We start from the raw sequence: 25,618 nt of genomic DNA, 5'->3' as shown, positions 1-25,618 counted from the left end.
GTTTATCGACGCCAGTCGTCGTCGTCGGCCGCGTCGTCGTCGGCCAACCTGTCGGTGCCGTTGAGATCGTCAGCGCCCGCCAGTTCACGCTGTAGCTGCGTGAAATCGGTCTGAGGTGAGCTGTATTTGAGCTCACGAGCAACCTTGGTCTGCTTCGCCTTTGCCCGGCCGCGGCCCATTGGGGGTACCCCCTCGCGCAATAACGGAGCGGCCCAAATTTCAGGCGGCTCCGATCTGAGTGTCATTTATCGTCCTGCCGACACTTTACCGTGCCTCCGTGCGGTGTGCTGGCAGGCCCGTCCGGAGGGCTCCGATCATGCACCCCGGCACTTGTCGCGGGTTAGCGCGCGCCGCCTCGCAGCCGCTCCAGCGCCAGCCGTCCGGCGCCGGAAGCGTCAGGTGGCGGCATCGAGTCGACGTCGATCACCGCGGCCACCGCCGATTCCCCGCCGGTGGTCAGTTGTGTATCCGCAGGCAGGCCCCGCTTGATCAGCGCCAGGGCGATCGGCCCCTCGTCGACGTGGTCGATGACGGTGCCGAGTCGGCCCACCGACCGTCCGTTCGCCAGCACGGGGTCGCCGGTCGCCGGCCGATCCGCGGACCCGTCGAGGTGCAGCAGGACCAGCATCCGCGGTGGTTTGCCCAGGTTGTGGACGCGCGCGACGGTCTCCTGGCCGCGATAGCAGCCCTTGTCCAGATGGACGGCGCTGCCGATCCAGCCGACCTCGTGCGGAATCGTGCGTTCGTCGGTGTCGACTCCGAGCCTCGGCCGCAGCGAGGTGACCCGGTGCGCCTCATAGGCCCAGACGCCGGCCGGGCGCACCCCTGCGGCGATGAGACGATCCCGCCATGAGGTGACCTGATCGCGGGGGACCAACAGGTCGACCTCGATACCGGGGGCGGCCATCCGGCGCAGGAAACCACCGTCGGGCAGCTGGACCGCGGTCAATTCGGCCGGTAGCGAAGCGACACCAAGCGCGTCGAGCACGGGCGGGTCCACCAGCCGCGGGCCGAGCAGTGACAGAACCGCCAGATCGGCGGGTTCGACGACCACATCGGCCCAGAAGACCATCCTGCGCAGATACGCCGCGAGCGGTTCGCCGCGCGAGGGTTCGGTGTCGAGATACGTGACGTCGCCCAGCTGCGTCTGAACCCAGTGATCCTCTACACGACCCTGGCCGTCGAGGCTCAGATTCTCCGTCACGACGCCATCGCGAAGGTCGCTCACATGTTGGGTGGAGATGCTGTGCAGCCAGGTGTTGCGGTCGCCGCCGGTGAGGGCGATCACGGCACGGTGCGAACGGTCCACCACCACGGCCCCGTCGGCGGCGGCGCGCTGTTCTCCCAGCGGATCGCCGTGATGCCAGACGGCACCGGCGTCGGGCCCCGTGTCGGGTGCGGGCACTGCTGACATGCCTCAACTCTACGGACACCGCTCTTCGTCCATCCCCCGCAAGCGGGCGGTGCCCCCACATCGCCGAGCGCTACGCTTCTTGGCCATGGTGAGAAGGGCCGGGAGCGAGAACGCCGTCGTGGTCACGCTCGACGGTGAACTGCACGATCCGAGCGCGCCACTGCTCTACGCCGACGACCTTGCCGCCGTTCGCGGCGACGGCATCTTCGAGACCCTACTGATCCGCGACGGTCGGCCCTGTCTGCTGGAGGCCCACCTCGGCCGGCTCACGCAATCGGCGACCATGATGGATCTCCCCACACCGGATCTGCCGCGCTGGCGCACGGCGGTAGGGGTGGCCGTCGAGCGTTGGCTCTCCGACCGCGGGGGCGAGGGCGTGCTGCGACTGGTGTACAGCCGCGGGCGAGAGAGTGGGTCACCGCCAGCCGGAGCCGGAGGGCCGGCGACATCGTGCACGGCATTCGCCACCGTCGGCGCAGTGCCCGCGCGGGTGGCCGACGCGCGCAGCGCCGGGGTGGCTGCGGTGACGCTGGCCCGTGGTCTGTCGGCCGAGGGCACCACCGATATGCCGTGGCTGCTGGCCGGCGCCAAGACGCTGTCCTATGCGGTGAACATGGCGGCGCTGCGGCACGCCGAGCGCCGCGGCGCAGGCGACGTGATCTTCGTCGGCTCCGACGGCCTGATTCTGGAGGGGCCGCGTTCGACGGTTGTGATCGCCACCGAACGGGACGGCGCCCCCGCACTGCTCACGCCGCCGCCGTGGTACCCGATCCTTCGGGGAACCACCCAGCAGGCGCTGTTCGAAGTGGCGCGCAACAATGGCTACAAGTGCGATTACCAGGCGCTACGCCCTGCTGATCTATTTGCGGCGCAAGGGGTTTGGCTTGTCTCGAGCATCACGCTTGGCGCTCGGGTGCACACCCTGGACGGACAGGTGCTGGCACCCGCTCCGTTAACGGGTGAAATCGCCGAGCTCGTCGACGCCGCGATAGTGAGTGATCGCTGAGGGCTGAAACCGACGAAAATCGGTTGTCGCCTTCGTTATACGCGGGTACCGTCGCTCGTACACAGGAGAGGAGGTGGTCCGACACTTTGATTGACTTATGGACTTGTGAGGTGGCTGCGAGCTAGCAGCGCCAGGGGATCACCCGCGCGCGCTGGCGAATTCCCCGCAGTCACCCGGCCCCCGAGCCTCTCGGTTTTGTCCAACCGGATACACATGGCTCGGGGGCCGCTCTATATCCAGGGCAGCGTCGCCACCTGTGGCCGTACTTGCAGAAATGCGCGATGATCCGGCTATGGGCAACGCATGGAGGCGGGCGGCGGCCACGACCGCAGTCGCCGTCGCCACCGCGTGCGCGCCGATCGCCGACAATGCATCGCCCGAACCGCAGAACTGCGAGAAGGACAAGCTGACGACGCTGTATCCCGGCATCTTCACGGTCGGCACCGACGAACCCGCCTATCCGCCCTGGTACCTGGGCGACGATCCGGCCAACGGTGAGGGCTTCGAAAGCGCGCTCGCCTACGCCGTCGCGGACCATCTGGGCTACGGCCGCGGCGACGTGCGCTGGGTCCGGGTCCCGTTCAACGGAGCGCTCGAGCCCGGCCCGAAGGGCTACGATGCCAATCTTTCTCAGTTCTCGATCACCGATCAGCGCAAGGCGGCAGTCGACTTCTCATCCCCGTATTTCGACGTGACTCAGGTCGTGGTCACCACGAAGACGTCACGCGCGGCGGGGGTGCGCAGCCTCGCCGATCTGAGGAAGGTGCAACTGGGCGTGCAGGTCGGCACGACCAGTCACACGGCCGCGATCGCCATCGGGAGCGATCGCCCGGTCGAGGCCTACAACACCAACGCGGACGCCAAGGTGGCCCTGACCAACGGGGAGGTCGACGCACTGGTGGCCGACCTCCCGACGGCGTTCGCCGTCGCCGGTGAATTGCGCGGCGGAACGATCATCGGACAGGTGCCGGTCAACAACGTCGAACAGTTCGGGATCGTGCTCGACAAGAACAGTTCTCTGACCCGCTGTGTGTCCTCGGTCGTCGACTCGTTGCGCACGGACGGAACGTTGTCGCGCCTGGAACACGAATGGCTGGCCGAAGCCGGTAAGGCGCCGGTGCTGAACTAGCCGGCAGGCCCGGGTGCCAGCGACGAGCAGACCTGCATCGCTCGATCCCATGCGCCGGGGTCCACTCCCGGCGGCGGTCCGACCGCCGGTCCCGGCGCTGAGGGCACCCCGTGCTCACTGAGGCACTGTGCCAGCGCGCCGTGGCCGGTGGGCACGGCCTCCGACTCTGTGGTGCTGGTCGGCTCGGCCGGGGGATCCGACGAACAGCCGGCAAGGATGCCTGCCGCCGCTAGGATTTGCGCCGCGGCCAACCATGACTGACGCACTAGCCGACGTACCTCGTCAGCCGCGCGGACAGATTCGGCACCAGACCTCCGTCGGCGTCGACGCGCTCCTCGACATACGCCAGATCGCCGCCTTCGACGATGCCGTAGAGCCGTTTGGCGCCACCGACGAGCGTCCCGGACTTGGTGCGCGCGAGCGCGTCGGTGGCCAACTCCCACGACGACTGGTTCAGGGGGCGGCCGTAGAACAGTTCGACGTAGCCGGCCGAATGGGCCAGCAGCAGCTCGATGGCATCACTTTCGGTGGGATCGGCGGGGTCATTGAAAAACCGCCAGAATCCCGATTCACGCAACGACGTGCTCTCGTAGTCGCCTTCCTCGGTGATCCGCCAGGACCTGGCCTCCCAGATCAGATAGTCGCCGCCGTCGTGGCTGACGACGATCTGCTGGCCGAAGCGGTAATCCCCGTCGGATCCGCGGCCCTCGCCTTCGCCGCGCCACACCCCGACGAGCGGCAGCAGCGCAAGCAGCGCGTCGTTGAGGTTCGCGCCCTCCCGCAGATTCGCGGTATCGGGCGGCGCAGGCAGATCGTCGAAGACCGGGATGTTGCGGGCTGCGGTCGCTTTCGCGCGTTCGGCCGCTGCCGCGACCGCGTCGTCGCCTGAAGTCACGACTCGTCGGTGATGAGGCGATAGAGCGTGTACAGCGCGAACCAGGAGATGACCACCACCGCGGCGATCAGCAGGATTTCGAAGAGCAGCACCACGGCAGAAAGTCTAACCGCAATACCCCGACCGGTCCGCGCAGGAGGTCAGGCGACCTTGACGTCGACCTCGTGGATGCCCGCGCCCGACGGTGCGACGCTGGCGTCGCCGTTGCCCGCCGGTGACAGCGCACGCAGGGTCCACGTGCCCGGGGCGGCGAAGAACCGGAAATCACCGGTGGCCGACGCGACGACCTCCGCGGTGAACTCGTCAGAGCTGTCCAGCAGTCGGACGAACGCACCGCCTACCGCCTGGCCCGAGCCGTCGACGACGCGGCCGGTGATCACCGTCTCGCGCTCGAGGTCGACACTGGAGGGCAACGTCAAGCCTTGTTTCGGTGCAGAGCACATATCAACTTCCCAACTCGATCGGGGCCCCAACGAGAGAGCCGTATTCCGTCCAACTTCCGTCGTAATTTTTGACGTTCTGGTGTCCCAACAACTCCTGCAGCACGAACCACGTGTGCGAGGAACGCTCACCGATCCGGCAGTACGCGATGGTCTCCTTCTGGCCGTCGAGCCCGGCCTCGGCGTACAGCTTCGCCAGGTCGTCGTCGGACTTGAAGGTGCCGTCCTCGTTGGCCGCCTTGCTCCAGGGAACATTGATGGCGCCGGGGATATGCCCGGGCCGCTGGCTCTGCTCCTGGGGCAGGTGTGCGGGTGCGAGGATCTTGCCCGAGAACTCGTCGGGGGAGCGCACATCCACGAGGTTCTTGCTGTTGATGGCCTCGATGACCTCGTCGCGGAAGGCCCGGATGCTGTTGTCGGGTGCCTTCGCCGTGTACGAGGTCGATGGGCGCTCGGGCACATCCTTGACCAACGGACGTCCGTCCAGCTCCCACTTCTTGCGGCCACCGTCGAGCAGCTTCACGTTCTCGTGGCCGTACAGCTTGAAGTACCAGTACGCGTAGGCGGCGAACCAATTGTTGTTGCCGCCGTAGAGGATCACCGTATCGTCGTTTCCGATGCCCTTGTCCGACAACAGTTTCGAGAACTGCTGGGCATCGACGAAGTCGCGCTTGACCTGGTCCTGCAGTTCGGTCTTCCAGTCGAGTCTGACGGCGCCGGCGATGTGACCGCCTTCGTAGGCCGAGGTGTCCTCGTCGACCTCGACGAAGACGGTGTTCGGCGCGTCGAGATTGCTCTCGGCCCAGTCAGTGGTGACCAGGACGTCGGAGCGTGCCATGTAGGAAATCCTTTCGGTTGCTTGCTATTTGAAGTGCTATGCGGGATGTGGGCGGAAGCGTGCGACGAGCGGATAGATCTGGCAGCCGAGGCAGATGCCGAAGGCCGCGTTGAGGAAGGCCGCCACAAGCGCAAAGCCGGTGGCGATGAGGCCGAGCAGCGGAACGCCGGCGGCGAAGCCGACGACGCCGACGACCGCGAATACGAAGCCGACGAGTTGTGCGAACTTCAGCGGAGCCACCGGCTCCTTCTCGGTGACCGGTCCGAGGCGCGGCGCCACCAGCGCCCGGAAGATCAGGCCGTAAGGATGCTGCCGCGGTCCGCGCCGCGCGCCGATCGCGAACACCACGGCCTGCACACCGAGGATCACCGCCGCGCCGAGCGCGCTGACGCCCGAGACCAGCAGTACCGCGATGATCACGGCGGTGGTCACCCACGCCGCGAAGCGCGGGCCCCGAACGTCCACCTGGTCGGGTGGGGCGCTGGTGCTCGTCGGCATAAATATGCTCCTCGTTGCATGGATGGGCTGGCTGGCAGGAAGGCAGACCACAGGGGCCGCTTCCGAGTGCGGCGCAAGAAAAGGCGCGGCTACTCAGCAGCTACAACAACAACAGCAACAACCCGCGACGCGGCACAGATCGACTGCGCGGCGCTTGGTGAGCATGGGCTCAAGGCGGGCGGACACGAGCGACAGCTTACCCAATGACATGGTGATCAAGCCAACAGCGGTTGCAGCGCCGACCGCAGGTCAGCGGGCGTCGGGACGCCGTGGGTGCGAAAGCGGGGCCGCCGATCGGCGTCGAAGATGATGGTGGTGGGCAGCGACAGCACCGAAAGCCGCCTGGCCGCTTCCGGATTGGCGTCCATGTCGATCTCAACGTGCGCGACTCCCGGCAGCTCCGCGCACACCTGGTCGACAACCTTTCGCACCCCGGCGCACGGTCCGCACCACTCCGCGCTGAAATGCAGCACCGTCGGCCCTGTCTCGGATAGTCCCAGGTCACTGGTGTCGACCTCGGCGGCCTTCTCACTCGCCTTGCGCATCCCGGCACGCAGGGTGATCAGTCTGCCGATCACGTACGCCACCCCCAGCGCGCCGACGAGCACGCAGATAACCAAAACCCACGAAGAGCTCATGACAGGTTGAACTCGTCGAGGGCCACGGTTACTCCCTCGGCGATCCCTTCGATGATGAGGTCCGAACCGCGTGCCCCCTCCGCGGTCGGCGCGAGCCCGAACGGCAACTTCTGGCCGGGCAGGCTGGTGGTGAATGCGGCCAGCACATCGGCCTTTTTGTCATCGGGAACGGCCTGGTCAGCGGTTCCCGCGCCGGTCAGCACATCGGTCGCGGTGAGGACCAGGGTGGTCTGATCGGGTCCGACGATCGACAGGTCCACCCCGATGCTGACCCTTTTGTCGAAGCCGGCTGATTTCGGGGTTCCGGTGAACACCACTCCGCGATTGCTGGATATCCCCGATTCGGTGGTGCCGCCGGTGGCGTCGTTGCTTTCCCGAGTCGGCGCCTCGACCAGCAGATCCGGGATGCCTATGAACCTCCCGACGTGCGTGGAGTCGATGATGATGCGGCTTTCCGCCTTGCCGACGGCCAGCTTGGCATCCGGGCCGACCAGCCACGACGAGTCCACGAGGTCGATCGAATGCAGCGTGGCCTCCAGCGAGGCCTTCCCGACCACGGGATGCGCGACACCCGCGGCCCTGATCTCCACTTCGTCGTAATGGCGGTTGGCCGCCTGCGGGATGAACGGAAAACCGAGGATCGCCACAGACGGGTCCCAGGCCAGGTCCGCGGCGGTGCGCACGCTTCTGGCCAGGCGATACTCGGCATATATCGCCGCGCCGAAATCGGCTCCGACCGCGCCGAGGACCACGGCGGTCGTGGTCGCCAGCACACCGATCAGCAGCTTTCGCACCCGCACATTCTTGCCCACCGGGACCCGTTCGACCGCGTTGGCTCAGCTGACCAGCAGGTGTCGCGCTATCGTTAGAGCCCTAACGGCCGAGTAACGGTCATATGACAGGCATGAATCTGGGAAGTCACCGACCGACATCGATGTCCGGGCGAGGTCCCCATGGCTGCTGGAGGGCCAGTTGGATCTACTGCTACTGACCGTCGATCCCCACCCGGAATCCGTCCTGCCATCGTTGTCGCTGCTCGCACATAACGTGCGGACCGCGCCGACCGAGGTTTCCTCACTTCTGGAAGCCGGCAACGCGGATGTGGCGATCGTCGATGCGCGCACGGATCTGGCCGCCGCGCGCGGCCTGTGCCGTCTGCTGGGCACGACCGGAACGTCGGTGCCCGTGGTCGCTGTCGTCAACGAGGGCGGGCTGGTGGCCGTCAACGTCGAATGGGGTCTCGACGACATCCTGCTCCCGAGCACCGGGCCGGCCGAGATCGACGCCAGGCTGCGGCTGCTCGTCGGCCGCCGCGGCGGCGCGGCGAACCAGGAGAACGTCGGCAAGATCAGCCTGGGCGAGCTCGTGATCGACGAGGGCACCTACACCGCGCGGCTGCGCGGTCGGCCGCTGGATCTCACCTACAAGGAATTCGAGCTCCTGAAGTACCTCGCGCAGCATGCGGGCCGGGTGTTCACCCGCGCGCAATTGCTGCAGGAGGTCTGGGGATATGACTTCTTCGGCGGCACCCGCACCGTCGATGTGCACGTGCGGCGCCTGCGCGCCAAGCTCGGCACGGAGTACGAGTCGCTGATCGGCACCGTGCGCAACGTCGGCTACAAGGCTGTCCGGCCCGCGCGCGGGCGCACCCCGGCGCCGGAGACCGATCCCTCCGAGGATCGGGGAATGGACGATCCCGACGGTTACGACGCGGTGCCCGAGCCGCTTGCCGACCCGCTGCGCAGTCAGTGACCCGTTCAGACATCGCCTGGCGGACCGGTCTGTCCGATGACGATCAGGGCCGTATCAGGGAGCTCGTGGCCGCGGCGAAGGCCTTCGATGGTGTCGCACCCGTCGGCGATCAGGTGCTGCGAGAACTGAGCCACGACCGCACCCGGCACCTGCTCGCAGTCGCCGGCGACGGCGGCGATCGCGACATCCTTGGCTATCTCAACCTCGCGCCCGCCGACGACGAGGCACCGCCGATGGCCGAACTCGTCGTGCATCCTTCGGCCCGCCGCCACGGCGTCGGTTCGGCGATGGCGCGGGCGGGGCTGGCCGAGGGCGGCGACGGTGCGCGCATCTGGGCGCACGGCAACATCGAGGCCGCCCGCGCCACCGCGGAGGCGCTCGGATTGGCCGTCGTACGGGAACTGCTGCAGATGCGACGGCCGCTCGGTGATCTGCCCGAGGCGACGATTCCCGACGGCGTGCGCATCGAGACCTATTCGGGGCCTGCCGACGATGCCGAGCTATTGCGCGTCAACAATGCGGCGTTCGCCTGGCATCCAGAACAGGGCGGCTGGACCGACGCCGACATCGCCGAGCGCCGCGGCGAGTCGTGGTTCGACCCCGACGGCGTATTCCTGGCCGTCGACGAAGCGACCGGAAGGCTGTTGGGCTTCCACTGGACCAAGGTGCACAACAGCGATCTCGGCGAGGTCTACGTCGTCGGTGTCGACCCCGCCGCACAGGGCCGGGGGCTCGGCGCCGCGCTCACTCTCGTCGGCCTGCACCACCTCGCCGGGGCTCTAACAGCAAGTTCACTGGCTTCGGTGATGCTCTACGTCGAGGCGGACAACTCCGCAGCCGTAAAGACCTACAGCCGTCTGGGTTTCGACGTCGCCTCCGTCGATGCCGCTTATGCCCTCAAAACTGGGAACTAGCTGGACCTGTTCACCGGCCGTTCACTTTCCATCCCTGCTCCGTCCACCGCCACAGCATACGTTGCCGGGGAGTTCAACGCCGTCAAACGAAAGTGGGATAAGTGAAGCTCAACAGCATTGGCAAGGGCATCGGCACGCCCTTCGGGATGGTCCTGTCCGCAGCGGCGATCGCTGCGTTGACGCTGTCCGCCTGCGGTAGTGACAACAACAGCGGCAGCGGCTCCTCGGGTGCGAGCGGGTCGTCGTCGGCGTCCGCCGATTGCGGCGGCAAGAACTCCCTCACCGCCGAGGGTTCGACGGCTCAGCAGAACGCCATCGCCGAATTCAACAAGGTGTGGGGCCAGAGCTGCTCGGGCAAGAACCTGTCCTACAACCCGACCGGGTCCGGCGCGGGCCGCGAGCAGTTCATCGCAGGGAACGTCGATTTCGCCGGTTCCGACTCCGCGCTGAAGGGCGACCAGGTCGCGGCGGCCGCCAAACGCTGCGGCGACAATCCGGCGTGGAATCTGCCGCTGGTGTTCGGTCCGATCGCGATGGCCTACAACCTCCCGGGCGTCGACAAGCTGGTGCTCAACGGCGACACGCTCGCCAAAATCTTCCAGGGTCAGATCAAGAAGTGGAACGACCCGGCCATCGCCGCGCTGAACGAGGGCGTCACGCTGCCCGACACCGATGTCACCCCGATCTTCCGGTCGGACTCGTCGGGCACCACCGACAACTTCCAGAAGTACCTCGAGGCCGCCTCGGCGGGCGCGTGGACCAAGGGCGACGGCAGCGAGTTCCAGGGCGGCGCCGGTGAGGGCGCACAGAAGTCCGCCGGTGTGGCACAGGCCGTGCAGGCGACCCCGGGTGCCATCGGGTACGTCGAGAAGGGCTTCGCGTCCCAGGCCGGTATCCCCTTCGCGCAGATCGACAACGGCAGCGGCGCAGTCGAATTGACCGACGAATCGGCCGGAAAGGCCATCAACGCGGCCAAGTTCGTCGCCGAGGGCAATGACCTCACGCTCGACCTGGCTTCGTTGTACGGCACGCAGGAGGCAGGTGCCTATCCGCTGGTACTGGCGACCTACGAGATCGTCTGCTCCAAGGGCTATGACGCCGAGACGGCAGAGGCGGTCAAGTCGTTCCTGTCGGTGGCAGCCAACGACGGCCAGGCGAACCTTTCGGCCGCCGGGTACGTCCCGTTGCCGGACGCCTTCAAGAAGCGCTTGGTGACGTCCATCGACGCCATCGGGTCAACTGCCTAGCCTGTGGCGAGACAGCACCAAACCGGCGAAGATGGGTGCGGCGACAAATGACCGATAGGGTCGAAGTGACAACACCGAATCCGTTGGACGCAGGATCAGGCGAGGCTTTGGCAGTGCCTATCGGCGAGCCCGAGCCCATCTCCACCGATCCGTCGAGGAACTCCAAAGTGAGGATGGGAGACCGGATCTTCCGCTGGCTGGCGGAAGGATCCGGTGTCCTGATCGTCGTCATCATCGCGGCGATCGGATTCTTCCTGCTCTGGCGTGCCATTCCGGCGCTCGGCCGCAACCAGGCGAACTTCCTGCTCTACAGCGGCAACTGGGTCACCACGAACACGTCCGCGATGAAGTTCGGCATTCTCGATCTGCTGCAGGTGACGGTGTTCGTGTCGGTGTTCGCGTTGCTCCTCGCCATGCCGGTGGCGTTGGGGATCGCGATCTACCTGACCCAGTACGCGCCGCGGCGGGTATCCGGCCCGCTGGCGTACATGGTCGACCTGCTCGCCGCCGTGCCGTCGATCATCTACGGCGTATGGGGCCTGTATGTCCTTGCGCCGGCGATCAAACCGTTCGCGATGTGGTTGAACGACAACCTGTCCTGGCTCTTCTTGTTCCAGACCGGCAATGCCTCGGTCGCCGGCGGCGGAACGATATTCACCGCCGGCATCGTGCTGGCGGTGATGATCCTGCCGATCATCACCGCGGTCGCTCGCGAGGTGTTCATCCAGACGCCGCGCGGACACATCGAGGCGGCGCTGGCATTGGGTGCCACCCGCTGGGAAGTGGTCCGCACGACGGTGCTGCCGTTCGGGCTCTCCGGCTACATCAGCGGCGCGATGCTCGGCCTCGGCCGTGCTCTCGGTGAGACCATCGCGCTGCTGATCATCCTGCGCGGCACGCAGCAGGCATTCGGATGGTCGCTGTTCGACGCGGGCTACACCTTCGCGAGCAAGATCGCTTCGGCCGCATCGGAATTCAACGACCAGTACAAAGCGGGGGCCTACATCGCCGCCGGCCTCGTGCTGTTCATCCTGACATTCGTGGTGAATACACTGGCCCGCGCCGCGGTGTCCGGAAAGGACCGGTCCGCATCATGACAACGGCATCACTGGACCAACCGGTCAAGGCGCCCACCTTCCAAGGTGTCAGCCTCCGGCGCAAGGTCACCAACAACGTTGCCACCGTGCTCATCACGGGGTCGGTGCTCGTCGCTGTGGTCCCCCTGATCTGGGTGCTGCTCACGGTGGTGGTCAAGGGCTTCGGCGCGGTGACGTCGAGCACCTGGTGGTTCAACTCGCAGGCAGGTATGACGGCGTTCCAGGCGGGCGGCGGCGCGTACCACGCGATTATCGGCACCCTGTTGCAAGGCCTGATCTGTGCGGTCATCTCCATTCCGATCGGCGTGTTCGTCGGTATCTATCTGGTCGAGTACGGCGGCGGTACCCGGATGGGCAAGCTGACCACCTTCATGGTCGACATCCTCACCGGCGTTCCGTCGATCGTCGCCGCGCTGTTCGTCTACGCCCTGTGGGTCGCGACGCTGGGCTTCCAGCGGTCGGGTTTCGCGGTGTCGCTGGCGCTCGTGTTGTTGATGATCCCGGTGATCGTCCGCTCCACAGAAGAGATGCTGCGGATCGTGCCGATGGACTTGCGCGAGGCGAGCTACGCGCTCGGTGTGCCCAAGTGGAAAACCATCTCCGCCATCGTGATTCCGACGGCACTGTCGGGCATCGTCACAGGCGTCCTGCTCGCGCTGGCGCGCGTCATGGGGGAGACGGCTCCGCTGCTCATCCTCGTCGGCTACGCGCAGGCCATGAACTTCGACATGTTCAGCGGCTTCATGGGCTCGCTGCCCGGCATGATGTACGACCAGACGTCAGCCGGTGCCGGTGCCAATCCGGTTCCGACAGACCGACTCTGGGGCGCGGCGTTCACACTCATCGTGCTGATCGCAGCGCTCAACATCGGTGCCCGGTTCATCGCCAAGTTCTTTGCACCCAAGAAGGTTTAGGAGTCTGCAATGGCCAAGAGGCTAGATCTCAAAGACGTCAACATCTATTACGGCTCGTTCAAGGCTGTCGCCGAGGTCGCGCTGTCGGTTCAGCCCCGCAGCGTGACGGCCTTCATCGGCCCGTCCGGCTGCGGTAAGTCGACGGTGCTTCGCACGCTGAACCGCATGCACGAGGTCATCCCCGGCGCGCGCGTCGAGGGATCGGTGCTGCTGGACGGCGAGGACATCTACGGAGCCGGTGTCGACCCGGTCGGTGTTCGCAAGACCATCGGCATGGTGTTCCAGCGGCCGAACCCTTTCCCCACCATGTCAATTCGCGACAACGTGGTGGCCGGACTGAAGCTGCAGGGTGTGCGCAACAAGAAGACTCTCGACGAGGTCGCGGAGCGCTCGCTGAAGGGCGCCAACCTGTGGAACGAGGTCAAGGACCGCCTCGACAAACCCGGCGGCAGTCTGTCCGGCGGCCAGCAGCAGCGACTGTGCATCGCCCGCGCGATCGCGGTGCAGCCTGACGTGCTCCTGATGGATGAGCCCTGCTCGGCGCTGGACCCGATCTCGACGCTGGCCATCGAGGATCTGATCGCGGAGCTCAAGCAGGACTTCACGATCGTCATCGTCACGCACAACATGCAGCAGGCCGCGCGGGTCAGCGACCAGACGGCTTTCTTCAATCTCGAGGCAACCGGCAAACCCGGCAAGCTCGTCGAGATCGATGACACCGAGAAGATCTTCTCCAACCCGAACGAGAAGGCCACCGAGGATTACATCTCGGGCCGCTTCGGCTAGGGAATAGCTCACGCCCGATCACGGTCGTAACTGTCATGAGCAAGGCAGTGCAGTTCGACGAATACGGGGAAGTCGACGTGCTCGAGGTGCGTGACGTCGCCAAACCCGTGGCCCACGACGGCGAGGTGCTGGTCGCCGTGAAGGCGGCGGGCATCAACCCCGGTGAGGCGATGATCCGCCGGGGCGCAATGCACGAACGGTTTCCCGCGACGTTCCCGTCGGGGCAGGGCAGCGACCTCGCAGGCGTGGTGGCCGAGGTCGGTCCTGGCGTCGACCGCTTCGCGGTGGGCGACGAAGTGCTGGGCTTCTCCGAAACTCGGAAGAGCCAGGCGGAGTTCGTCGTCGTCCCCGACAGTCAGTTGACGCCCAAACCCGCTGCCCTGTCCTGGGACGTCGCCGGCGGCCTGTACGTGGTGGGCACCACCGCGTATGCGGCCGTCCGTGCGGTGGGACTGACCGACAAGGACGTGGTGGCCGTCGCCGGCGCCGCGGGCGGTGTCGGTTCGGTCGCCGTTCAGCTCGCAAAGCGCGCAGGCGCGGAGGTGATCGGCATCGCCGGGCCGGGTAATGACGAATGGCTCACCGCACACGGCGTCACGCCGGTCAATTACGGTGACGATCTTGCGAATCGGCTACGGGCCGCCTCCTCGACGGGCCGGGTCGACGCGCTTCTGGACTTCTTCGGCGGTGGCTACGTGGAACTCGCTGTCAACGAGCTGGGAATCGCGCCGGGCCGAATCGACACGATCATCGATTTTGCGGCCGTCGAACGCTTCGGGGTTCGGTCTGCAGGCAACGCCGACGCGTCGAATGCCGACGTACTGGCCGAATTGGCGGCCCTGATCGCAAGCGGAGATCTCGAATTGCCTGTGGCGCAAGTGTTTCCACTCGACGACGTGCAGGAGGCCTATCGCACGCTCGAAAAGCGGCATACGAGAGGTAAATTGGTCCTGCGTCCCTGACCGAAGCGCCGGTCAGCGCGAAGCGAGTTTGTCCTCTTCGGGGAGATTGCCGGTGGCCTGGAAGATGACTCGCCGCGCGATCTCTACTGCGTGGTCGGCGAAGCGCTCGTAGAACCGGCTGAGCAGCGTCACATCGACCGCCGCGGTGACACCGTGCTTCCACTCGCGGTCCATCAGCACGGTGAAGAGGTGCTTGTGCAGATCGTCCATCGCATCGTCTTCTTCGCTGATGCGTGCCGCCTTCTCCGGATCGCGGGTGACCAGTACCTCTTGGGCGCTGTTGCCCAATTCGACTGCCACCCGGCCCATTTCGGCGAAATAGCCGTTGACCTCTTCGGGCAACGCATGCTGGGGATGGCGGCGCCGGGCGATCTTGGCGACGTGCAGGGCCAGGGCCCCCATCCGGTCGACGTCGGCGACGATCTGAATCGCAGTGACGATCGAGCGGAGGTCACCTGCGACCGGCGCCTGCAGGGCGAGCAGCACGAACGCGGACTCCTCGGCGCGCGCGCTCATCGCGACGATCTGCTCATGGTCGTCGATTACCTGTTCGGCCAGAACGAGATCGGCCTGCAACAGGGCCTGGGTTGCACGCTCCATCGCCGCGCCTGCCAGCCCGCACATGTCCCCGAGCTGTTCAGTTAGCTGATCCAACTGGTCGTGGTACGCGGTTCGCATGCATCCCACCCTACGGTCTGGACAGTGACAACGTCACGACGTGCGGGGTGAACGCCAGGTGAATGGCACATGCCCAGAGTCCGACATCGCCACCGGACCCGCGACTATTCGCAGGTGGTGTCCGCGGCGTTGGTGACCGTCAGATCCTCGGGCAGGTTGGTCGGGGTGCTTTCGGTGCTTTTACCCACGTGGACCTGCACCGGAGAGCCACTCGAGGGTGGCGAGGTCACCGAGTAGAAGTCGCTGCCGAGCACCACCTGGACGACGTCGCCGAGGTTGGTGGCCCGCTCGATGGTCGAGTTCGGGAAGGACGAGGCGACGGTAGCTGCGGCCTGTTCATTGCCCGGCGAGAAGAACACCGTCGTGGTGTCCACCGGACCGGGGTAGTCGTCGGGCGAGATGACGTTGAAACCGTGCGTCTGGAGTTCGCCGGCGGCGGTCTGTCCCAACCCGTCCTCGCCGGTCGAATTAGATACCTGCACGGTGATGTCGTGCGGGTTGGTCGTGATCGTGTCGACGAGTTCGGTTGCGGGAGCTGCGTCCTGACTCGTTGTCTGGGTGTGACTCTCGGGAGTGCCGGGCACCGGGGTGTTGTCGGCGTTCTTCTCCTCGGGCAACGGATCGTCGTTGATGATCGCGTCGAAGATGGCCCGGTTGTCTTCCTCGCGAAGATGCTCGTTGCCGTACTCGTCCATGTATCCCGTGGTCGGCACGGTCAGGAAGGTGATACGGCCGGCGGCGATGCCTTGAACCGATTGACCCAGGGTGACAAGGTCCTTGGTGTCCATGTTGTCGACATAGCTGTCGTTGATGAACATGTTGACGACGTTGTTGAGCTTGGACAGTGAGAAGAACACTTCCTTGGAGATCATCGAGCGCAGCAGCGAGGACAGGAACAGCTGCTGGCGCTTGATTCGGCCGTAGTCGCCGTTGGTCTCCGTCGTCACCTGACGGGCCCGGACGTACTGGAGCGCGGTGTGACCGTCGATCCGCTGGCGGCCGGCGTTGGACAGCACGGTGCCCAGCTCGTAATCCTCCAGCGGGGTGGTGCTGCACACCTCGACGCCGCCGAGCGCATCGACCATCTTCGAGAATCCGGCGAAATCCACTGCCATGAATCGGTTTATGTACAGCCCCGACATCTTCTGGATGACCTTCACCAGACACTTCGGCCCACCGACGGCGTACGCGGAATTCAGCTTGTATTCGGTGGACACCTCGTCTTGCCCGTACATCGGCGACTCGGGATCGGTGATCGGGCCGTACTGGCGGGTCTTCGGATCCCAGGGTTCGCACTTCATTGGCTGGATGGACAGATCTCGCGGAAATGACACCGCCACAACGCGTTCCCGGTTCGCGGGGATGTTCACCAGCATCACCGTGTCCGAGCGCGCGCCTGCCGCCTCGTCGGTGGTGCCCGCCCCCATGTCGACGTTCTCACCCATGCGGCTGTCCACGCCGACGATCAAGAAGTTCTCATCGCCGAACTGTGCGTTCGGGTCGACGATGTCACGGGAATCGGGGTCCAGCGCCGAGATCCGGTTAAGCATGTTGTTCTTCGCCGACTGCCACTGCCACGCGCCTCCGGTCAGCGCAAGTGCAAGCACCGCGATCACGGCGGTGATCGCGCGGCCGATGATCATCGACTTGCGGCGGCCGCGATGAGGGGAGCGCTGATCGAGCGGTCGATGGCCCCTGCCGATGTGTGACGGCGGCACGCGGTCCTGCCGGTGGGCCAACGCAAGATCGGGCAGATCGGACGCAGGCACTTCGATCGCGGGGATGATCTCGGTGTCCGGGCTGTCGAGGTCCGCTCCGTAGGCCGGCTCGGCGGGCCGCTCGTGGCGCGCCAACGCCGAGACGGCGTCGATGATCTCGGTAGGCGGAGGCGGAGGCGAGCTGAGTTCGGAACGGCGTTGCTTGAGTTCCGCGGGGACGGCGCTGTCGCCGTTCAGCTTGGCGATCAGGTCGGCGACGGAGACGCCGTCGGTGTGGTGGCCGGACGCGGAGGCGGGGGGTGCGTCGTCGTCGGAGACGTGTGCGCGTTCCCACGGCGCGGCGCCTGGCGATGGCCGAGCGCTTCGGGTAAGCCAGGGGTAGGCGTCCGAGGGGCCCTCAGGTGTCGACGAGTCACCCTGACCATGACGGCCAGGAGTGGCGCTATCGCCGTCACTCATGCTTCTACGGGCCTCCGACTCTTCGAATACCGTGCGCAACGCTGCGCCCCGGCGTACGCAGCGCTTCCTTCCAGGTCACAGCACCCTGCGCGGCTCCGACGTTGGAGCCCATTACAAACGAGACTCATATCGTACTGAGACATCCTGAGAGTTGTGATGTCGAGTTCGTCTCAGGTTAGAGACGACCCGACACGTCCCTGCGACGAATTAGCCTCCGGAGTTCATGACCTCGGCGCCCGCGGGCACCGTGCAATCATCGGGATCTGTTAGCCAGCCGTGGGGCAGAGCCACTGCGGCAGGCGATCCCTGCCGCCCGCGCGGCCCCATTGCCGCCGCAGGAAACGGGATCTCCGGGTCGAGGGTCCCCAGGAGCGTCTGCAGTTCTGTCAGCGTCTTGACCAGCGCCAACGATCGTCGCAAGTCGGCGCCGGCGGGGAAGCCGTGCAGATACCAGGCGACGTGCTTGCGGATGTCGCGCATGCCCTTGTCCTCGCCGAAGTGGGCCGCGAGCAGTTCGCCATGACGGGCGATGATGGCCGCGACCTCGCCGAGTGTCGGCGGCGTCGCCGTGGGCACGCCGGTGAAAGCCGCCGACAGTTCGGCGAACAGCCATGGCCTGCCAAGGCAGCCGCGGCCGATGACCACTCCGTCGCAGCCGGTCGCATCCATCATCGCCAGTGCGTCACGTGCTTCGAAGATGTCGCCATTGCCTAGTACGGGAACGGCGCTGACGTGCTGTTTCAGGGCCGCGATCTGTTCCCAGTCGGCTTCGCCGGAGTAACGCTGCGCGGCAGTGCGGGCGTGCAGCGCGACGGCGGCCGCGCCCTCCTCGGCGGCGATCCGGCCCGCATCGAGATGAGTGTGATGAGAATCATCGATTCCGATCCGGAACTTCACGGTCACGGGGATGTCCGTGCCCTCGGTTGCCCGGACCGCGGCCGCAACGATCTGACCGAACAGTCTGCGTTTGAACGGCAGCGCCGCACCGCCACCGCGACGGGTGACCTTGGGGACCGGGCAGCCGAAGTTCATGTCGATGTGATCGGCCAGGCCCTCGGTGGCGATCATTCGCGCCGCGGCGAAGGTGTTCTCCGGGTCGACCGAGTAGAGCTGAAGCGATCGCGGGGTCTCGTCGTCGGCGAAGGTGACCATGTGCATGGTCGCCGGATGGCGTTCGACGAGAGCTCGTGCCGTCACCATCTCGCAGACGTAGAGCCCGCTGACCGTGCCGGCTCTGGCCAGCTCCAGTTCACGGCACAGCGTGCGGAAGGCAACGTTGGTGACGCCCGCCATCGGCGCGAGCACGACCGGACTACGTAAAGCGATGGGACCGATCTGCAGTGCCGAGCGAGCGTCGGTTAGGACGCTGATGACCCCACCAGAAGGTTCTTGGCGGCCTTCTTCTCGGCCACCTTCGCGATGCGCTCGAGCCTGCGCTCCTTGGCGATCTCGAACTTCACGCAGGTTTCCTCGAGCTCCTGGACGTGTGCGCCCAGGTCCTCCTGCATACGGGCGGCGTCACCGGTGAAGTCGTCGCGCTCGAAGATGCGCCATTTCTTCAGCACCGGCATGACCACGTCGTCGAGGTGGATGCGCGGGTCATAGACGCCGCCGGAGGCGATGGTGACCGCCTTACGCCGGAAGTCCGGAATCGTGTAGCCGGGCATCCGGAAGTGGGTCAGCACCTTGTGCAGCGCGCGCATCGCCTGGTTGGGCGCGAGGTCGAATCCAGCGGCCGACACATCCCGGTAGAAGATCATGTGCAGGTTCTCGTCGGCCGAAATGCGTTGCAGCAGTTGGTCGGCGATGGGCTCGTTGCACGCCCTGCCGGTGTTGCGGTGCGAGACGCGGGTGGCCAGCTCCTGGAACGTCACGTAGGTGACGGAGTCGAACAGGCTATCGGCGAACAGGTCCGCCTCGACAGCCAGCTGCTGGTTCTGGCCGGGGGAGAAGCCACGGGTCACCTGCTCGATGCGCAGCTGCTCGAGTTCGACAGGATCGATCGCGCGGGTGACGACGAGGTAGTCGCGCAGCGCGATACCGTGCCGGTTTTCCTCGGTCGTCCACCGGTTCACCCAGAAGCCCCATGGGCCGTCCATGCTGAAGTTCATCGCGATCTCGCGGTGATAGGACGGCAGGTTGTCCTCGGTCAGAAGGTTGGTGAGCATCGCAACTTGGGCGACCTCGGACAGCTTGGATTGCTCAGGGTGCCAGTCCTGGCCGCCGAGGGCGTAATAGTTCTTGCCTTCGCGCCAGGGGATGTAGTCGTGCGGGTTCCAGTCCTTGCGCATCGAAAGGTGCCGATTGATGTTCTTCTCGACCACCGGTTCGAGCTCGCGGAGCAGCTGCAGGTCCGACAATTCCTTCGACATCGCTCTCCCAAATTATCTGTACCTGTTGGTAGCACTCAATATATCTGTGTACCCCGGTGACATTCAAGTCGCTACGATCACATCCGCGTTACAACAGAAGTAGCTGGACTCCGGAAATCGGTTACCCAGTATGAGTAGTTCGCAAGCGGTGGCGGGGTACGCGGAGAGGCAATAGGCTACGGCCAACAACCGTATGGATACACGGACAGTGGAGGTCGGGCGCACGTGAAGAAGCTCATCGTTCTAGGGGCTGGTCCGGTGGTCGCCACCGCCGCGGCCGCGGCGGTGCTGTTCGGGGCCGGTACCGCATCGGCTGCTCCGGATGTCGTGGGCCAGACGTACTCAGACGCCAAGACGGCGATCGAGGACGACGGCGGCAGCGCGGTCATCGCATCGCGGTTCGGCGACAAGCTCGACGAGGGCGACTGCATCGTCACCAACGCATACGACGCATCGTTCCTGCGCGATGGCGCGGACGACGGCGGCCAGGTGAACGTCGTGCTGAACTGCGACGGCGCATATGCCACGGCCAAGAATCCCGGTGCTTCCGTGGCGAGTCCGCTCGGCGGCGCTGCCAAGTCAGAGGCCGAGAAGCAGGCTGCGGAAGAGGAACAGCAATCGCTCGAAGAGGTCTCCACGCCCGACGAGTAGGGGTCAGTAGGTCGACACCCGGTTCATCAGCATCTCGACGCAGTAGTCGATGAACTGCTCTCGGGTCGCTGCGAGTCTGCCGTTCAAGTACGCGGTGAACAACGCCGTCAACGCACCGATCAGCCCGGTGGCGACCATGGCCGCCTGGGCGGGGTCGCCGATTCGGGTGAGCTTGTGTTGCACCAGGTCGATGAAGCTCGGCATCCATTCGGCGCCCGAACGGGTCAGCACAGGTTCCTTCTCCGGGGCCAGCAGCAGCACCCTGCCGCGTGCGGGATCGTCGACCATCAGGGCCACGAACTGCTCGACCGCGTCGCGGGGGGTCTTGGCCGTCGTCAACGCCGCCATCGCTCGCGCGCACACATCGTCATATACCGCGCGGACGAACTCGTCTCGGTCGGCGAAGCTCTCGTAGAAGTAGCGCTCGGTGAGGCCGGCCGACCGGCACACCGCCCGTACCGTCAGGTCAGGACCCTGCGCGCTGCCCAGGCATGCGACGCCGGCTGCGATCAGTTCGTCGCGGCGCAACGCCTGACGATCCTGCAGCGGCACACCGGACCAGCGGCCCCGTCGTTGACCCGAAGACACATCCCTCCTAGACTCCATTGTGACAACGCCTGTAGTCAGAATAGGTCATCCTGACTGGATGGGAAGCTTCATCAGTGACTCAAGATACGTCTGCGGCATGCCCGGCGAGTCAAGAGGGCGCCGCTGTGGCAGCGGGTTGCCCGGTGACGTCGGGCGGATATGACGCCCCGCCACAGCCGCTCGGACCCGACTCGCTGACCTGGAAGTACTTCGGCAAGTGGACCGGGATGCTCCAAGGCCCGTGGGCGGGGTCGATGCAGAACATGCACCCGCAGCTGGGCGCCGCTGTGCAGCAGCACTCGATCTTCTTCATGGAGCGGATGCCGCGCCTGTACCGCTCGGTTTACCCGATCGGGGGTGTGGTGTTCGACGGTGACCGCGCACCCAAGACCGGGGCGCAGGTCCGCGACTACCACATCGGGATCAAGGGAGTCGACGATCAGGGCCGCCGGTACAGCGCGCTGAACCCCGACGTTTTCTACTGGGCGCACGCGACGTTCTTCAAGTCGACACTGCTGGCCGCGGAATGGCTCGGTGGTGGACTCACCGAGGCTCAGAAGCGTCAGCTCTTCGACGAGCACATCACGTGGTACCGGATGTACGGCATGAGCATGCGGCCGGTGCCGGCATCGTGGGAAGAGTTCCAGGAGTACTGGGATCACATGTGCCACAACGTGTTGGAGAACAACTGGGCCGCACGCGAGGTGCTCGACCTTTCGTCGATGACCAAGCATCCCTCGCTGGAGTGGATGCCGGACTGGCTGTGGCGGCTCAACGTCGCGGGGATGCAGAAGTTCTTCAATTTCACGACCGTCGGCCTCTTCGACCCGCCGGTGCGCGAACTGATGGGCTACACCTGGTCGCCCAGACAGGAGCGGCTACATCGGCTGTTCGGCAATGTGGTGTACCGGATCGTCAAGCTGTTGCCCAAGCGCATGATGATGCATCCGCGGAAGCGCTCGGCATGGGACCGCGCGACCGGCCGGTTACCCGCCGACTCGCCGCTGGTCGAAACCCCGGCCCGCAATCTGCCGCCCGTCGAGTATCGCGACGACCCGCACTACTACTCCCCGAAGGTCTGAGTACTATCGGCGAATGATGTGGTGAGTCCACATCGCGCCGTCGAAATAGCGCACCTGACAACGGTTTTGGGGATCGCGGAACCAGCCCGGCTGAATCGGTGGATACCGGCCGAACACGCCCCGTTGATCACCGGCCAGGCTGAGCCGGTGTTCGTAGTCGGCGCGGGCCCGCAGACCGGCATCGCGGATGTTGTGTGCCCGCCTGCGGCGATCGACGCCGATGAGCAACCCGATGACCACGGTGATGGCGATGGCCCCGTCCCACCCGTTGGCGAGCCACCAGAGGGCCACGAGCGCAGCGGTGCCGGTGACAACGGGATGGCGTTGCCACATCGGGCGCCGGACCTGCCGGTGAAGCACACCGTGAGATTACTTCGTCGCTCCTGAACCGGCGCGTGCCACCGGCGCCTGTGGCACCATTTCTGCGACCTGCCCGGGAGGTGGAATGAGGAAGTGGCTGGTTCTGTCGGCGACGACGGCCACGATCGTCACCGCCGCGGCGTGGGCCGGTCCTGCGCTTGCCGACGCCGGTTGCTTCGATCGCAAGACTCAGCCCTACACCTCGGTGGTCGACAGCCATCTCCACCCTCGCCCCTTCGGCGGACCCGGCATACCGCTGACGGAACTGGGCGGCTACTGGAGGGAAACCGGAGTTCGTTTCGTGAACCTCTACGGCATCGGTCAGATCCTGCCGGAGGGCTCGTCGTGCACCTACTACCTCGCCTGCCTGGGTACACCCGTTCTGCCGAGTCCGAAGAACGACATCGAAAACGCACAGGATGTCGCGCGGACTCCGATCGACGGAGTCCATCTCACGCTGTCGATGACCTTTCCCGATCTGGCCAATCCCGCAGGCATTCTCGACCAGATGCGCCAGCTCGACGCGGCATTCCCGGGCGAATTCACATGGATGGGCGAAGTCAACCTGATCAAACAGGCGCTGTGGGGCAACGCCGCGCGGCCGGCGGGGATCGAGGACATCGTCGCCTGGCGGCCGTTCATGGATGAACTCCGTCGGCGTGGCATGCCGATCACCATCCATTCCGATCTGGGCAACGAAGTGGAACCGCTGAAGTACCTCTATCTGATGGAGGCCGCGCTGAACCTTTACCCCGCCAACAAGATCGTCTGGCCGCATATGGGCCTGTCGAACGAGCTCACGACGATGGACCCGAGGCTGCACATCGACACCCTCCGGCGCCTCATGGACCAGCACCCGAACCTCTACCTGGATATCAGTTGGCGGATCCTCGAGGATTCATACTTCTCGAACGAGTCGATCAGGGACCAATACGTTCCCTTCTTCGACCAGTACTCGTCGCGAATCATCCCGGGAACGGACTTTGTCGCCTCGCGGAACAAGGATTTCTCGGTGTACGAGCAGGAGCTCGACGTGACCAGCCAGATCAACAAGTACCTCAGCGACAACGCTTTCCGGGACATCGCACTCGGGCAGAGCTACTTCACCCTGCTGGGACTGCCGGACCAGGCGCCGCCGATATGCGCAGCGTGATGTTGCGATGAGTTCGGTGGACGGCTGATTTCGAACCCGACCGCTCACTCGAGCCGAGGAGGTGGTCGCGGAACGGAATCTTCCACGCCACAACCGCATTGGTCGTTTCACCGCCCTGGGTCATCGTGACTGACATACTCGGGACGCTCGAGGATCGCCGAATGACGGATCTGCCCGACTATGGCATCTGCAACTGAGGAAAGCTCGCCTTGACATCAATGCACGCGAAGCTCGTGGCTCTTTCCGCCGCCGCGCTCACAGTATTCTTTGCGGTTCCCGCGTGCTCACCGGAGGAGAAGGCGCAGAAAGCCCCGCCCTCGTCCGCAGCCAGCGCGACATCCGCTCAGGCGACTGACGAGTCGCCCACCCCTGCCACAACGGGAGGCAAGCCCGAAACCGTCGTGTTCGAGGTGACCGGAACTGGCAGCGCGTTGACAATCGACCTTGTCCCTTCGGGTCCCGATCGCCTCTATGACGTGCCGCTTCCGTGGAGCAGCACCGTTACGATTACGCCAGACGTGACCCAGCTGCAGGTCGTGGTCGTCGGCAAGGGGGAGACGAGCCCCGGCTGCAGGATCACGCTCCAAGGCAAGGTGGTTGCGGAGAAGCCCGACGGCGGCGACGCGCACTGCGTGTTCGACCGCTGACGCCGCAGGGGTAACGCGCGGCTCTGTTCAGAGTCGGGTGATGGTTGACCGATCTAGTTCGGTTGATCCTTGACACTCTGTGTGGTGTTAGGCCTGCTCGCGGGTGCGGGCGGCCCGTTTCTTTCTTACCTCGCCGCGGCTGGTTCGGGCGGCGGTCTTGACCAGTTCATCGCCGATCCAGAACCGCAGCAGGTCGCCATCGACATGGATGTCGCACCGCGCCYCTGCGCGATGCACCCCGACCGACACCTGTTGCCAGGACACGCAGACGATGCCATTGGCGCAGACCTTGCGGCTGACCCAGTGTTCATCGGTGTGATCACCGGTGCTCACCGTTGCGGTCGCCGGTGGATGGGTCGGGGCGGCGGCGCTGAACCGCTGGGCGGGGGTGTCCATCTTCAACGACTGATGAGGCCGCGCGGTGTTGTAGTAGTGCACCCATTCATCGAGGGCCCGCTGCGCAATCTTGACTGTGCCGAAAACGGCATGCTCACCGAGGAACTCGGTACGCAGACTGCGATGGAACCGCTCGATCTTGCCCGTCGTGGTCGGGCTGCGCGGCTGAGTCAACAGATGCTCGATCCCATGCTCACGACAGATCGCGTCGAAGAGCACCTCCACCGGCGGATGGTGAAACCGCCCGGTGAACACCTTGCCGTTATCGGTCAAGATCTGCTCGGGCGCCCCGAAGGTCCCCAGCGCAGCCCGCAGCCCGTCACACACCGCCCGGGTGCGCTCAGCGGCCATCACCCTCGCACAGACACACATCCGGGAGTGATCGTCGATCCCGGTCAACACCTTGGCGCTGGTGCCATCAGCAATCGGAAACCCGCCCACGACATCCATCTGCCACAGCTCCATCGACCGACTGCGTTCCCAGCGTTTCCACTTGCGCGAGCGCCGATCCCGCGTACCGGGGTCGATCATCGCCGCCCGTATCAACGCCCGATACACCGCCGACTCCGAGGGCACCGGAGACACCTTGCGTTTCGCCAGCTCGAACACCAACCGCCGCGGCCCCCAATACGGACGCGACCGCCGCAACTCCAACATCGCGGCTTCCACCGCCGCCGGCATCTGATGCGGACACGACACCGGCCGATGCGACCGATCCACTAACCCCTCAAGACCCTCGGCCTCATAGCGGGCCAACCAGGTGTGCAGCGTCTGCCGCGACACCCCCACCTTCTGGGCGGCCTGCGACACCGACAAGCCATCACTGATCACTGCCAACACGGCCTGATACCTCTGCTCGGCCACGCTCAACTCCCTCATCAAGAGAGTGTCAAGGATCAGCCGAAACCACTGTCAAGCATCAGCCGAAACACCGTCAGGCATCACCCGACATAGAAACGTCAAGCATCAACCGACGTCATACAC

30 protein-coding genes are annotated in these 25,618 nt (G+C 65.5%); 13 read left to right on the top strand and 17 right to left on the bottom strand.

All coding sequences use genetic code 11. The features are described 5' to 3' along the window. Positions 1–2: 2 nt before the first annotated feature. Positions 3–179, bottom strand: coding sequence for a DUF3073 domain-containing protein (locus AB4Z42_RS26320; RefSeq protein WP_099038410.1), 177 nt, complete (start codon positions 177–179; stop codon positions 3–5). Positions 180–340: 161 nt separating this feature from the next. Beyond that, a complete protein-coding gene (gene ygfZ / locus AB4Z42_RS26315) occupies positions 341–1,414 on the bottom strand; it encodes a CAF17-like 4Fe-4S cluster assembly/insertion protein YgfZ (RefSeq protein WP_442012185.1) in 1,074 nt (357 codons plus the stop codon). A gap of 85 nt (positions 1,415–1,499) precedes the next feature. Between ygfZ and AB4Z42_RS26310 the strand changes: the two genes are divergently transcribed. Next, a complete protein-coding gene (locus AB4Z42_RS26310; RefSeq protein WP_442012184.1) occupies positions 1,500–2,420 on the top strand; it encodes an aminodeoxychorismate lyase in 921 nt (306 codons plus the stop codon). Between the two features lie 292 nt (positions 2,421–2,712). Continuing rightward, entirely contained in the window at positions 2,713–3,549 is an 837-nt protein-coding gene (locus AB4Z42_RS26305; RefSeq protein WP_442012183.1) for an ABC transporter substrate-binding protein, read from the top strand. Here the strand turns inward: AB4Z42_RS26305 and AB4Z42_RS26300 are convergent. From AB4Z42_RS26300 to lmeA, 8 genes are all read right to left on the bottom strand, one after another. Then, positions 3,546–3,815 (bottom strand): hypothetical protein, encoded by a 270-nt coding sequence (locus tag AB4Z42_RS26300; RefSeq protein ID WP_442012182.1) that lies wholly within the window; start codon positions 3,813–3,815, stop codon positions 3,546–3,548. The two genes, AB4Z42_RS26305 and AB4Z42_RS26300, sit on opposite strands and share 4 nt — an antisense overlap. Further along, positions 3,815–4,444: an FABP family protein gene (locus AB4Z42_RS26295; protein WP_442012181.1), complete on the bottom strand. Its 630-nt coding sequence runs from the start codon at positions 4,442–4,444 to the stop codon at positions 3,815–3,817. The genes AB4Z42_RS26300 and AB4Z42_RS26295 overlap by 1 nt, the downstream gene beginning before the upstream one ends. Positions 4,445–4,584: 140 nt before the next feature. Continuing rightward, positions 4,585–4,887 carry a DUF1416 domain-containing protein gene (locus AB4Z42_RS26290; protein ID WP_442012180.1) on the bottom strand — a complete coding sequence of 101 codons (303 nt, stop codon included), beginning with the start codon at positions 4,885–4,887 and terminating at the stop codon, positions 4,585–4,587. Position 4,888: 1 nt separating this feature from the next. Next, complete coding sequence (locus tag AB4Z42_RS26285; protein WP_442012179.1) at positions 4,889–5,722, bottom strand: sulfurtransferase; 834 nt, start codon at positions 5,720–5,722, stop codon at positions 4,889–4,891. Between the two features lie 36 nt (positions 5,723–5,758). Continuing rightward, entirely contained in the window at positions 5,759–6,220 is a 462-nt protein-coding gene (locus AB4Z42_RS26280) for a DUF4395 domain-containing protein (RefSeq protein WP_442012178.1), read from the bottom strand. A gap of 93 nt (positions 6,221–6,313) precedes the next feature. Then, positions 6,314–6,430, bottom strand: coding sequence for an Ms5788A family Cys-rich leader peptide (locus tag AB4Z42_RS26275; RefSeq protein ID WP_350310128.1), 117 nt, complete (start codon positions 6,428–6,430; stop codon positions 6,314–6,316). A gap of 5 nt (positions 6,431–6,435) precedes the next feature. Then, positions 6,436–6,858, bottom strand: coding sequence for a thioredoxin family protein (locus tag AB4Z42_RS26270; protein ID WP_442012177.1), 423 nt, complete (start codon positions 6,856–6,858; stop codon positions 6,436–6,438). After that, positions 6,855–7,670 (bottom strand): mannan chain length control protein LmeA, encoded by an 816-nt coding sequence (lmeA, locus tag AB4Z42_RS26265; RefSeq protein WP_442012176.1) that lies wholly within the window; start codon positions 7,668–7,670, stop codon positions 6,855–6,857. Before lmeA ends, AB4Z42_RS26270 begins: the two co-directional genes overlap by 4 nt. A 160-nt stretch (positions 7,671–7,830) precedes the next feature. On the opposite strand from lmeA, the gene AB4Z42_RS26260 reads away from it, so the two are divergent. The 7 genes from AB4Z42_RS26260 (at position 7,831) to AB4Z42_RS26230 (ending at position 14,530) form a co-directional block, all read left to right on the top strand. Next, a complete protein-coding gene (locus AB4Z42_RS26260) occupies positions 7,831–8,610 on the top strand; it encodes a winged helix-turn-helix transcriptional regulator (protein WP_442012175.1) in 780 nt (259 codons plus the stop codon). Next, entirely contained in the window at positions 8,607–9,524 is a 918-nt protein-coding gene (gene mshD, locus AB4Z42_RS26255; protein WP_442012174.1) for a mycothiol synthase, read from the top strand. The genes AB4Z42_RS26260 and mshD overlap by 4 nt, the downstream gene beginning before the upstream one ends. Before the next feature lie 101 nt (positions 9,525–9,625). Next, entirely contained in the window at positions 9,626–10,771 is a 1,146-nt protein-coding gene (pstS, locus tag AB4Z42_RS26250) for a phosphate ABC transporter substrate-binding protein PstS (RefSeq protein ID WP_442012173.1), read from the top strand. A 47-nt stretch (positions 10,772–10,818) separates the two neighbouring features. Beyond that, entirely contained in the window at positions 10,819–11,868 is a 1,050-nt protein-coding gene (gene pstC, locus AB4Z42_RS26245; RefSeq protein ID WP_442012172.1) for a phosphate ABC transporter permease subunit PstC, read from the top strand. Then, positions 11,865–12,782: a phosphate ABC transporter permease PstA gene (gene pstA, locus AB4Z42_RS26240; protein ID WP_442012171.1), complete on the top strand. Its 918-nt coding sequence runs from the start codon at positions 11,865–11,867 to the stop codon at positions 12,780–12,782. The genes pstC and pstA overlap by 4 nt, the downstream gene beginning before the upstream one ends. A 9-nt stretch (positions 12,783–12,791) precedes the next feature. Continuing rightward, positions 12,792–13,568, top strand: coding sequence for a phosphate ABC transporter ATP-binding protein PstB (pstB, locus tag AB4Z42_RS26235; protein WP_442012170.1), 777 nt, complete (start codon positions 12,792–12,794; stop codon positions 13,566–13,568). Positions 13,569–13,603: 35 nt separating this feature from the next. Continuing rightward, positions 13,604–14,530, top strand: a complete 927-nt coding sequence (locus tag AB4Z42_RS26230) for an NADP-dependent oxidoreductase (protein WP_442012169.1) — start codon at positions 13,604–13,606, stop codon at positions 14,528–14,530. A gap of 12 nt (positions 14,531–14,542) precedes the next feature. On the opposite strand, the gene phoU is transcribed toward AB4Z42_RS26230, so the two are convergent. The 4 genes from phoU to AB4Z42_RS26210 form a co-directional block, all read right to left on the bottom strand. Then, the gene (gene phoU / locus AB4Z42_RS26225; protein ID WP_442012168.1) at positions 14,543–15,208 is read right to left on the bottom strand and encodes a phosphate signaling complex protein PhoU; all 666 of its coding nucleotides are present in this window, start codon (positions 15,206–15,208) and stop codon (positions 14,543–14,545) included. Between the two features lie 104 nt (positions 15,209–15,312). Then, positions 15,313–17,385 carry an LCP family glycopolymer transferase gene (locus AB4Z42_RS26220; RefSeq protein ID WP_442012167.1) on the bottom strand — a complete coding sequence of 691 codons (2,073 nt, stop codon included), beginning with the start codon at positions 17,383–17,385 and terminating at the stop codon, positions 15,313–15,315. A 207-nt stretch (positions 17,386–17,592) separates the two neighbouring features. After that, positions 17,593–18,756, bottom strand: a complete 1,164-nt coding sequence (dusB, locus tag AB4Z42_RS26215; protein ID WP_442012277.1) for a tRNA dihydrouridine synthase DusB — start codon at positions 18,754–18,756, stop codon at positions 17,593–17,595. Continuing rightward, complete coding sequence (locus AB4Z42_RS26210) at positions 18,744–19,757, bottom strand: acyl-ACP desaturase (protein WP_442012166.1); 1,014 nt, start codon at positions 19,755–19,757, stop codon at positions 18,744–18,746. The genes dusB and AB4Z42_RS26210 overlap by 13 nt, the downstream gene beginning before the upstream one ends. Before the next feature lie 225 nt (positions 19,758–19,982). Between AB4Z42_RS26210 and AB4Z42_RS26205 the strand changes: the two genes are divergently transcribed. Next, entirely contained in the window at positions 19,983–20,408 is a 426-nt protein-coding gene (locus AB4Z42_RS26205) for a PASTA domain-containing protein (protein ID WP_442012165.1), read from the top strand. Between the two features lie 3 nt (positions 20,409–20,411). Here the strand turns inward: AB4Z42_RS26205 and AB4Z42_RS26200 are convergent, their stop codons facing one another. Further along, a complete protein-coding gene (locus AB4Z42_RS26200) occupies positions 20,412–20,996 on the bottom strand; it encodes a TetR/AcrR family transcriptional regulator (RefSeq protein ID WP_442012164.1) in 585 nt (194 codons plus the stop codon). Between the two features lie 74 nt (positions 20,997–21,070). On the opposite strand from AB4Z42_RS26200, the gene AB4Z42_RS26195 reads away from it, so the two are divergent. After that, a complete protein-coding gene (locus AB4Z42_RS26195; RefSeq protein ID WP_442012163.1) occupies positions 21,071–22,078 on the top strand; it encodes an oxygenase MpaB family protein in 1,008 nt (335 codons plus the stop codon). A 3-nt stretch (positions 22,079–22,081) separates the two neighbouring features. Here the strand turns inward: AB4Z42_RS26195 and AB4Z42_RS26190 are convergent, their stop codons facing one another. Beyond that, positions 22,082–22,438 (bottom strand): DUF2510 domain-containing protein, encoded by a 357-nt coding sequence (locus AB4Z42_RS26190; protein ID WP_442012162.1) that lies wholly within the window; start codon positions 22,436–22,438, stop codon positions 22,082–22,084. An 85-nt stretch (positions 22,439–22,523) separates the two neighbouring features. Between AB4Z42_RS26190 and AB4Z42_RS26185 the strand changes: the two genes are divergently transcribed. Together AB4Z42_RS26185 and AB4Z42_RS26180 are read left to right on the top strand one after the other, a co-directional pair. Continuing rightward, positions 22,524–23,591: an amidohydrolase family protein gene (locus AB4Z42_RS26185; RefSeq protein ID WP_442012161.1), complete on the top strand. Its 1,068-nt coding sequence runs from the start codon at positions 22,524–22,526 to the stop codon at positions 23,589–23,591. Positions 23,592–23,809: 218 nt separating this feature from the next. Continuing rightward, the gene (locus AB4Z42_RS26180; RefSeq protein WP_442012160.1) at positions 23,810–24,238 is read left to right on the top strand and encodes an MmpS family transport accessory protein; all 429 of its coding nucleotides are present in this window, start codon (positions 23,810–23,812) and stop codon (positions 24,236–24,238) included. 87 nt (positions 24,239–24,325) lie between these two features. Here AB4Z42_RS26180 and AB4Z42_RS26175 read toward each other — a convergent pair whose 3' ends face one another. Then, a complete protein-coding gene (locus AB4Z42_RS26175) occupies positions 24,326–25,513 on the bottom strand; it encodes an IS481 family transposase (protein WP_442012159.1) in 1,188 nt (395 codons plus the stop codon). Positions 25,514–25,618: the final 105 nt, after the last annotated feature.

It is taken from the genome of Mycobacterium sp. 2YAF39, from assembly GCF_052114565.1.
In the GTDB taxonomy this organism is placed as follows: domain Bacteria; phylum Actinomycetota; class Actinomycetes; order Mycobacteriales; family Mycobacteriaceae; genus Mycobacterium.
The sequence above is the reverse complement of the archived record's forward strand: the minus strand, read 5'-3'. Positions and strand labels throughout refer to the sequence as shown.

Excerpts from the sequence above, each read along its gene's own strand:
- AB4Z42_RS26320 (WP_099038410.1), bottom strand. The coding sequence starts at position 179 with ATGGGCCGCGGCCGGGCAAAGGCGAAGCAGACCAAGGTTGCTCGTGAG.
- ygfZ (WP_442012185.1), bottom strand. The coding sequence starts at position 1,414 with ATGTCAGCAGTGCCCGCACCCGACACGGGGCCCGACGCCGGTGCCGTC.
- AB4Z42_RS26310 (WP_442012184.1), top strand. The coding sequence starts at position 1,500 with ATGGTGAGAAGGGCCGGGAGCGAGAACGCCGTCGTGGTCACGCTCGAC.
- AB4Z42_RS26305 (WP_442012183.1), top strand. The coding sequence starts at position 2,713 with ATGGGCAACGCATGGAGGCGGGCGGCGGCCACGACCGCAGTCGCCGTC.
- AB4Z42_RS26290 (WP_442012180.1), bottom strand. The coding sequence starts at position 4,887 with ATGTGCTCTGCACCGAAACAAGGCTTGACGTTGCCCTCCAGTGTCGAC.
- AB4Z42_RS26285 (WP_442012179.1), bottom strand. The coding sequence starts at position 5,722 with ATGGCACGCTCCGACGTCCTGGTCACCACTGACTGGGCCGAGAGCAAT.
- AB4Z42_RS26280 (WP_442012178.1), bottom strand. The coding sequence starts at position 6,220 with ATGCCGACGAGCACCAGCGCCCCACCCGACCAGGTGGACGTTCGGGGC.
- AB4Z42_RS26275 (WP_350310128.1), bottom strand. The coding sequence starts at position 6,430 with ATGTCATTGGGTAAGCTGTCGCTCGTGTCCGCCCGCCTTGAGCCCATG.
- AB4Z42_RS26270 (WP_442012177.1), bottom strand. The coding sequence starts at position 6,858 with ATGAGCTCTTCGTGGGTTTTGGTTATCTGCGTGCTCGTCGGCGCGCTG.
- pstC (WP_442012172.1), top strand. The coding sequence starts at position 10,819 with ATGACCGATAGGGTCGAAGTGACAACACCGAATCCGTTGGACGCAGGA.
- pstA (WP_442012171.1), top strand. The coding sequence starts at position 11,865 with ATGACAACGGCATCACTGGACCAACCGGTCAAGGCGCCCACCTTCCAA.
- pstB (WP_442012170.1), top strand. The coding sequence starts at position 12,792 with ATGGCCAAGAGGCTAGATCTCAAAGACGTCAACATCTATTACGGCTCG.
- AB4Z42_RS26230 (WP_442012169.1), top strand. The coding sequence starts at position 13,604 with ATGAGCAAGGCAGTGCAGTTCGACGAATACGGGGAAGTCGACGTGCTC.
- phoU (WP_442012168.1), bottom strand. The coding sequence starts at position 15,208 with ATGCGAACCGCGTACCACGACCAGTTGGATCAGCTAACTGAACAGCTC.
- AB4Z42_RS26220 (WP_442012167.1), bottom strand. The coding sequence starts at position 17,385 with ATGAGTGACGGCGATAGCGCCACTCCTGGCCGTCATGGTCAGGGTGAC.
- AB4Z42_RS26210 (WP_442012166.1), bottom strand. The coding sequence starts at position 19,757 with ATGTCGAAGGAATTGTCGGACCTGCAGCTGCTCCGCGAGCTCGAACCG.
- AB4Z42_RS26185 (WP_442012161.1), top strand. The coding sequence starts at position 22,524 with ATGAGGAAGTGGCTGGTTCTGTCGGCGACGACGGCCACGATCGTCACC.
- AB4Z42_RS26180 (WP_442012160.1), top strand. The coding sequence starts at position 23,810 with ATGCACGCGAAGCTCGTGGCTCTTTCCGCCGCCGCGCTCACAGTATTC.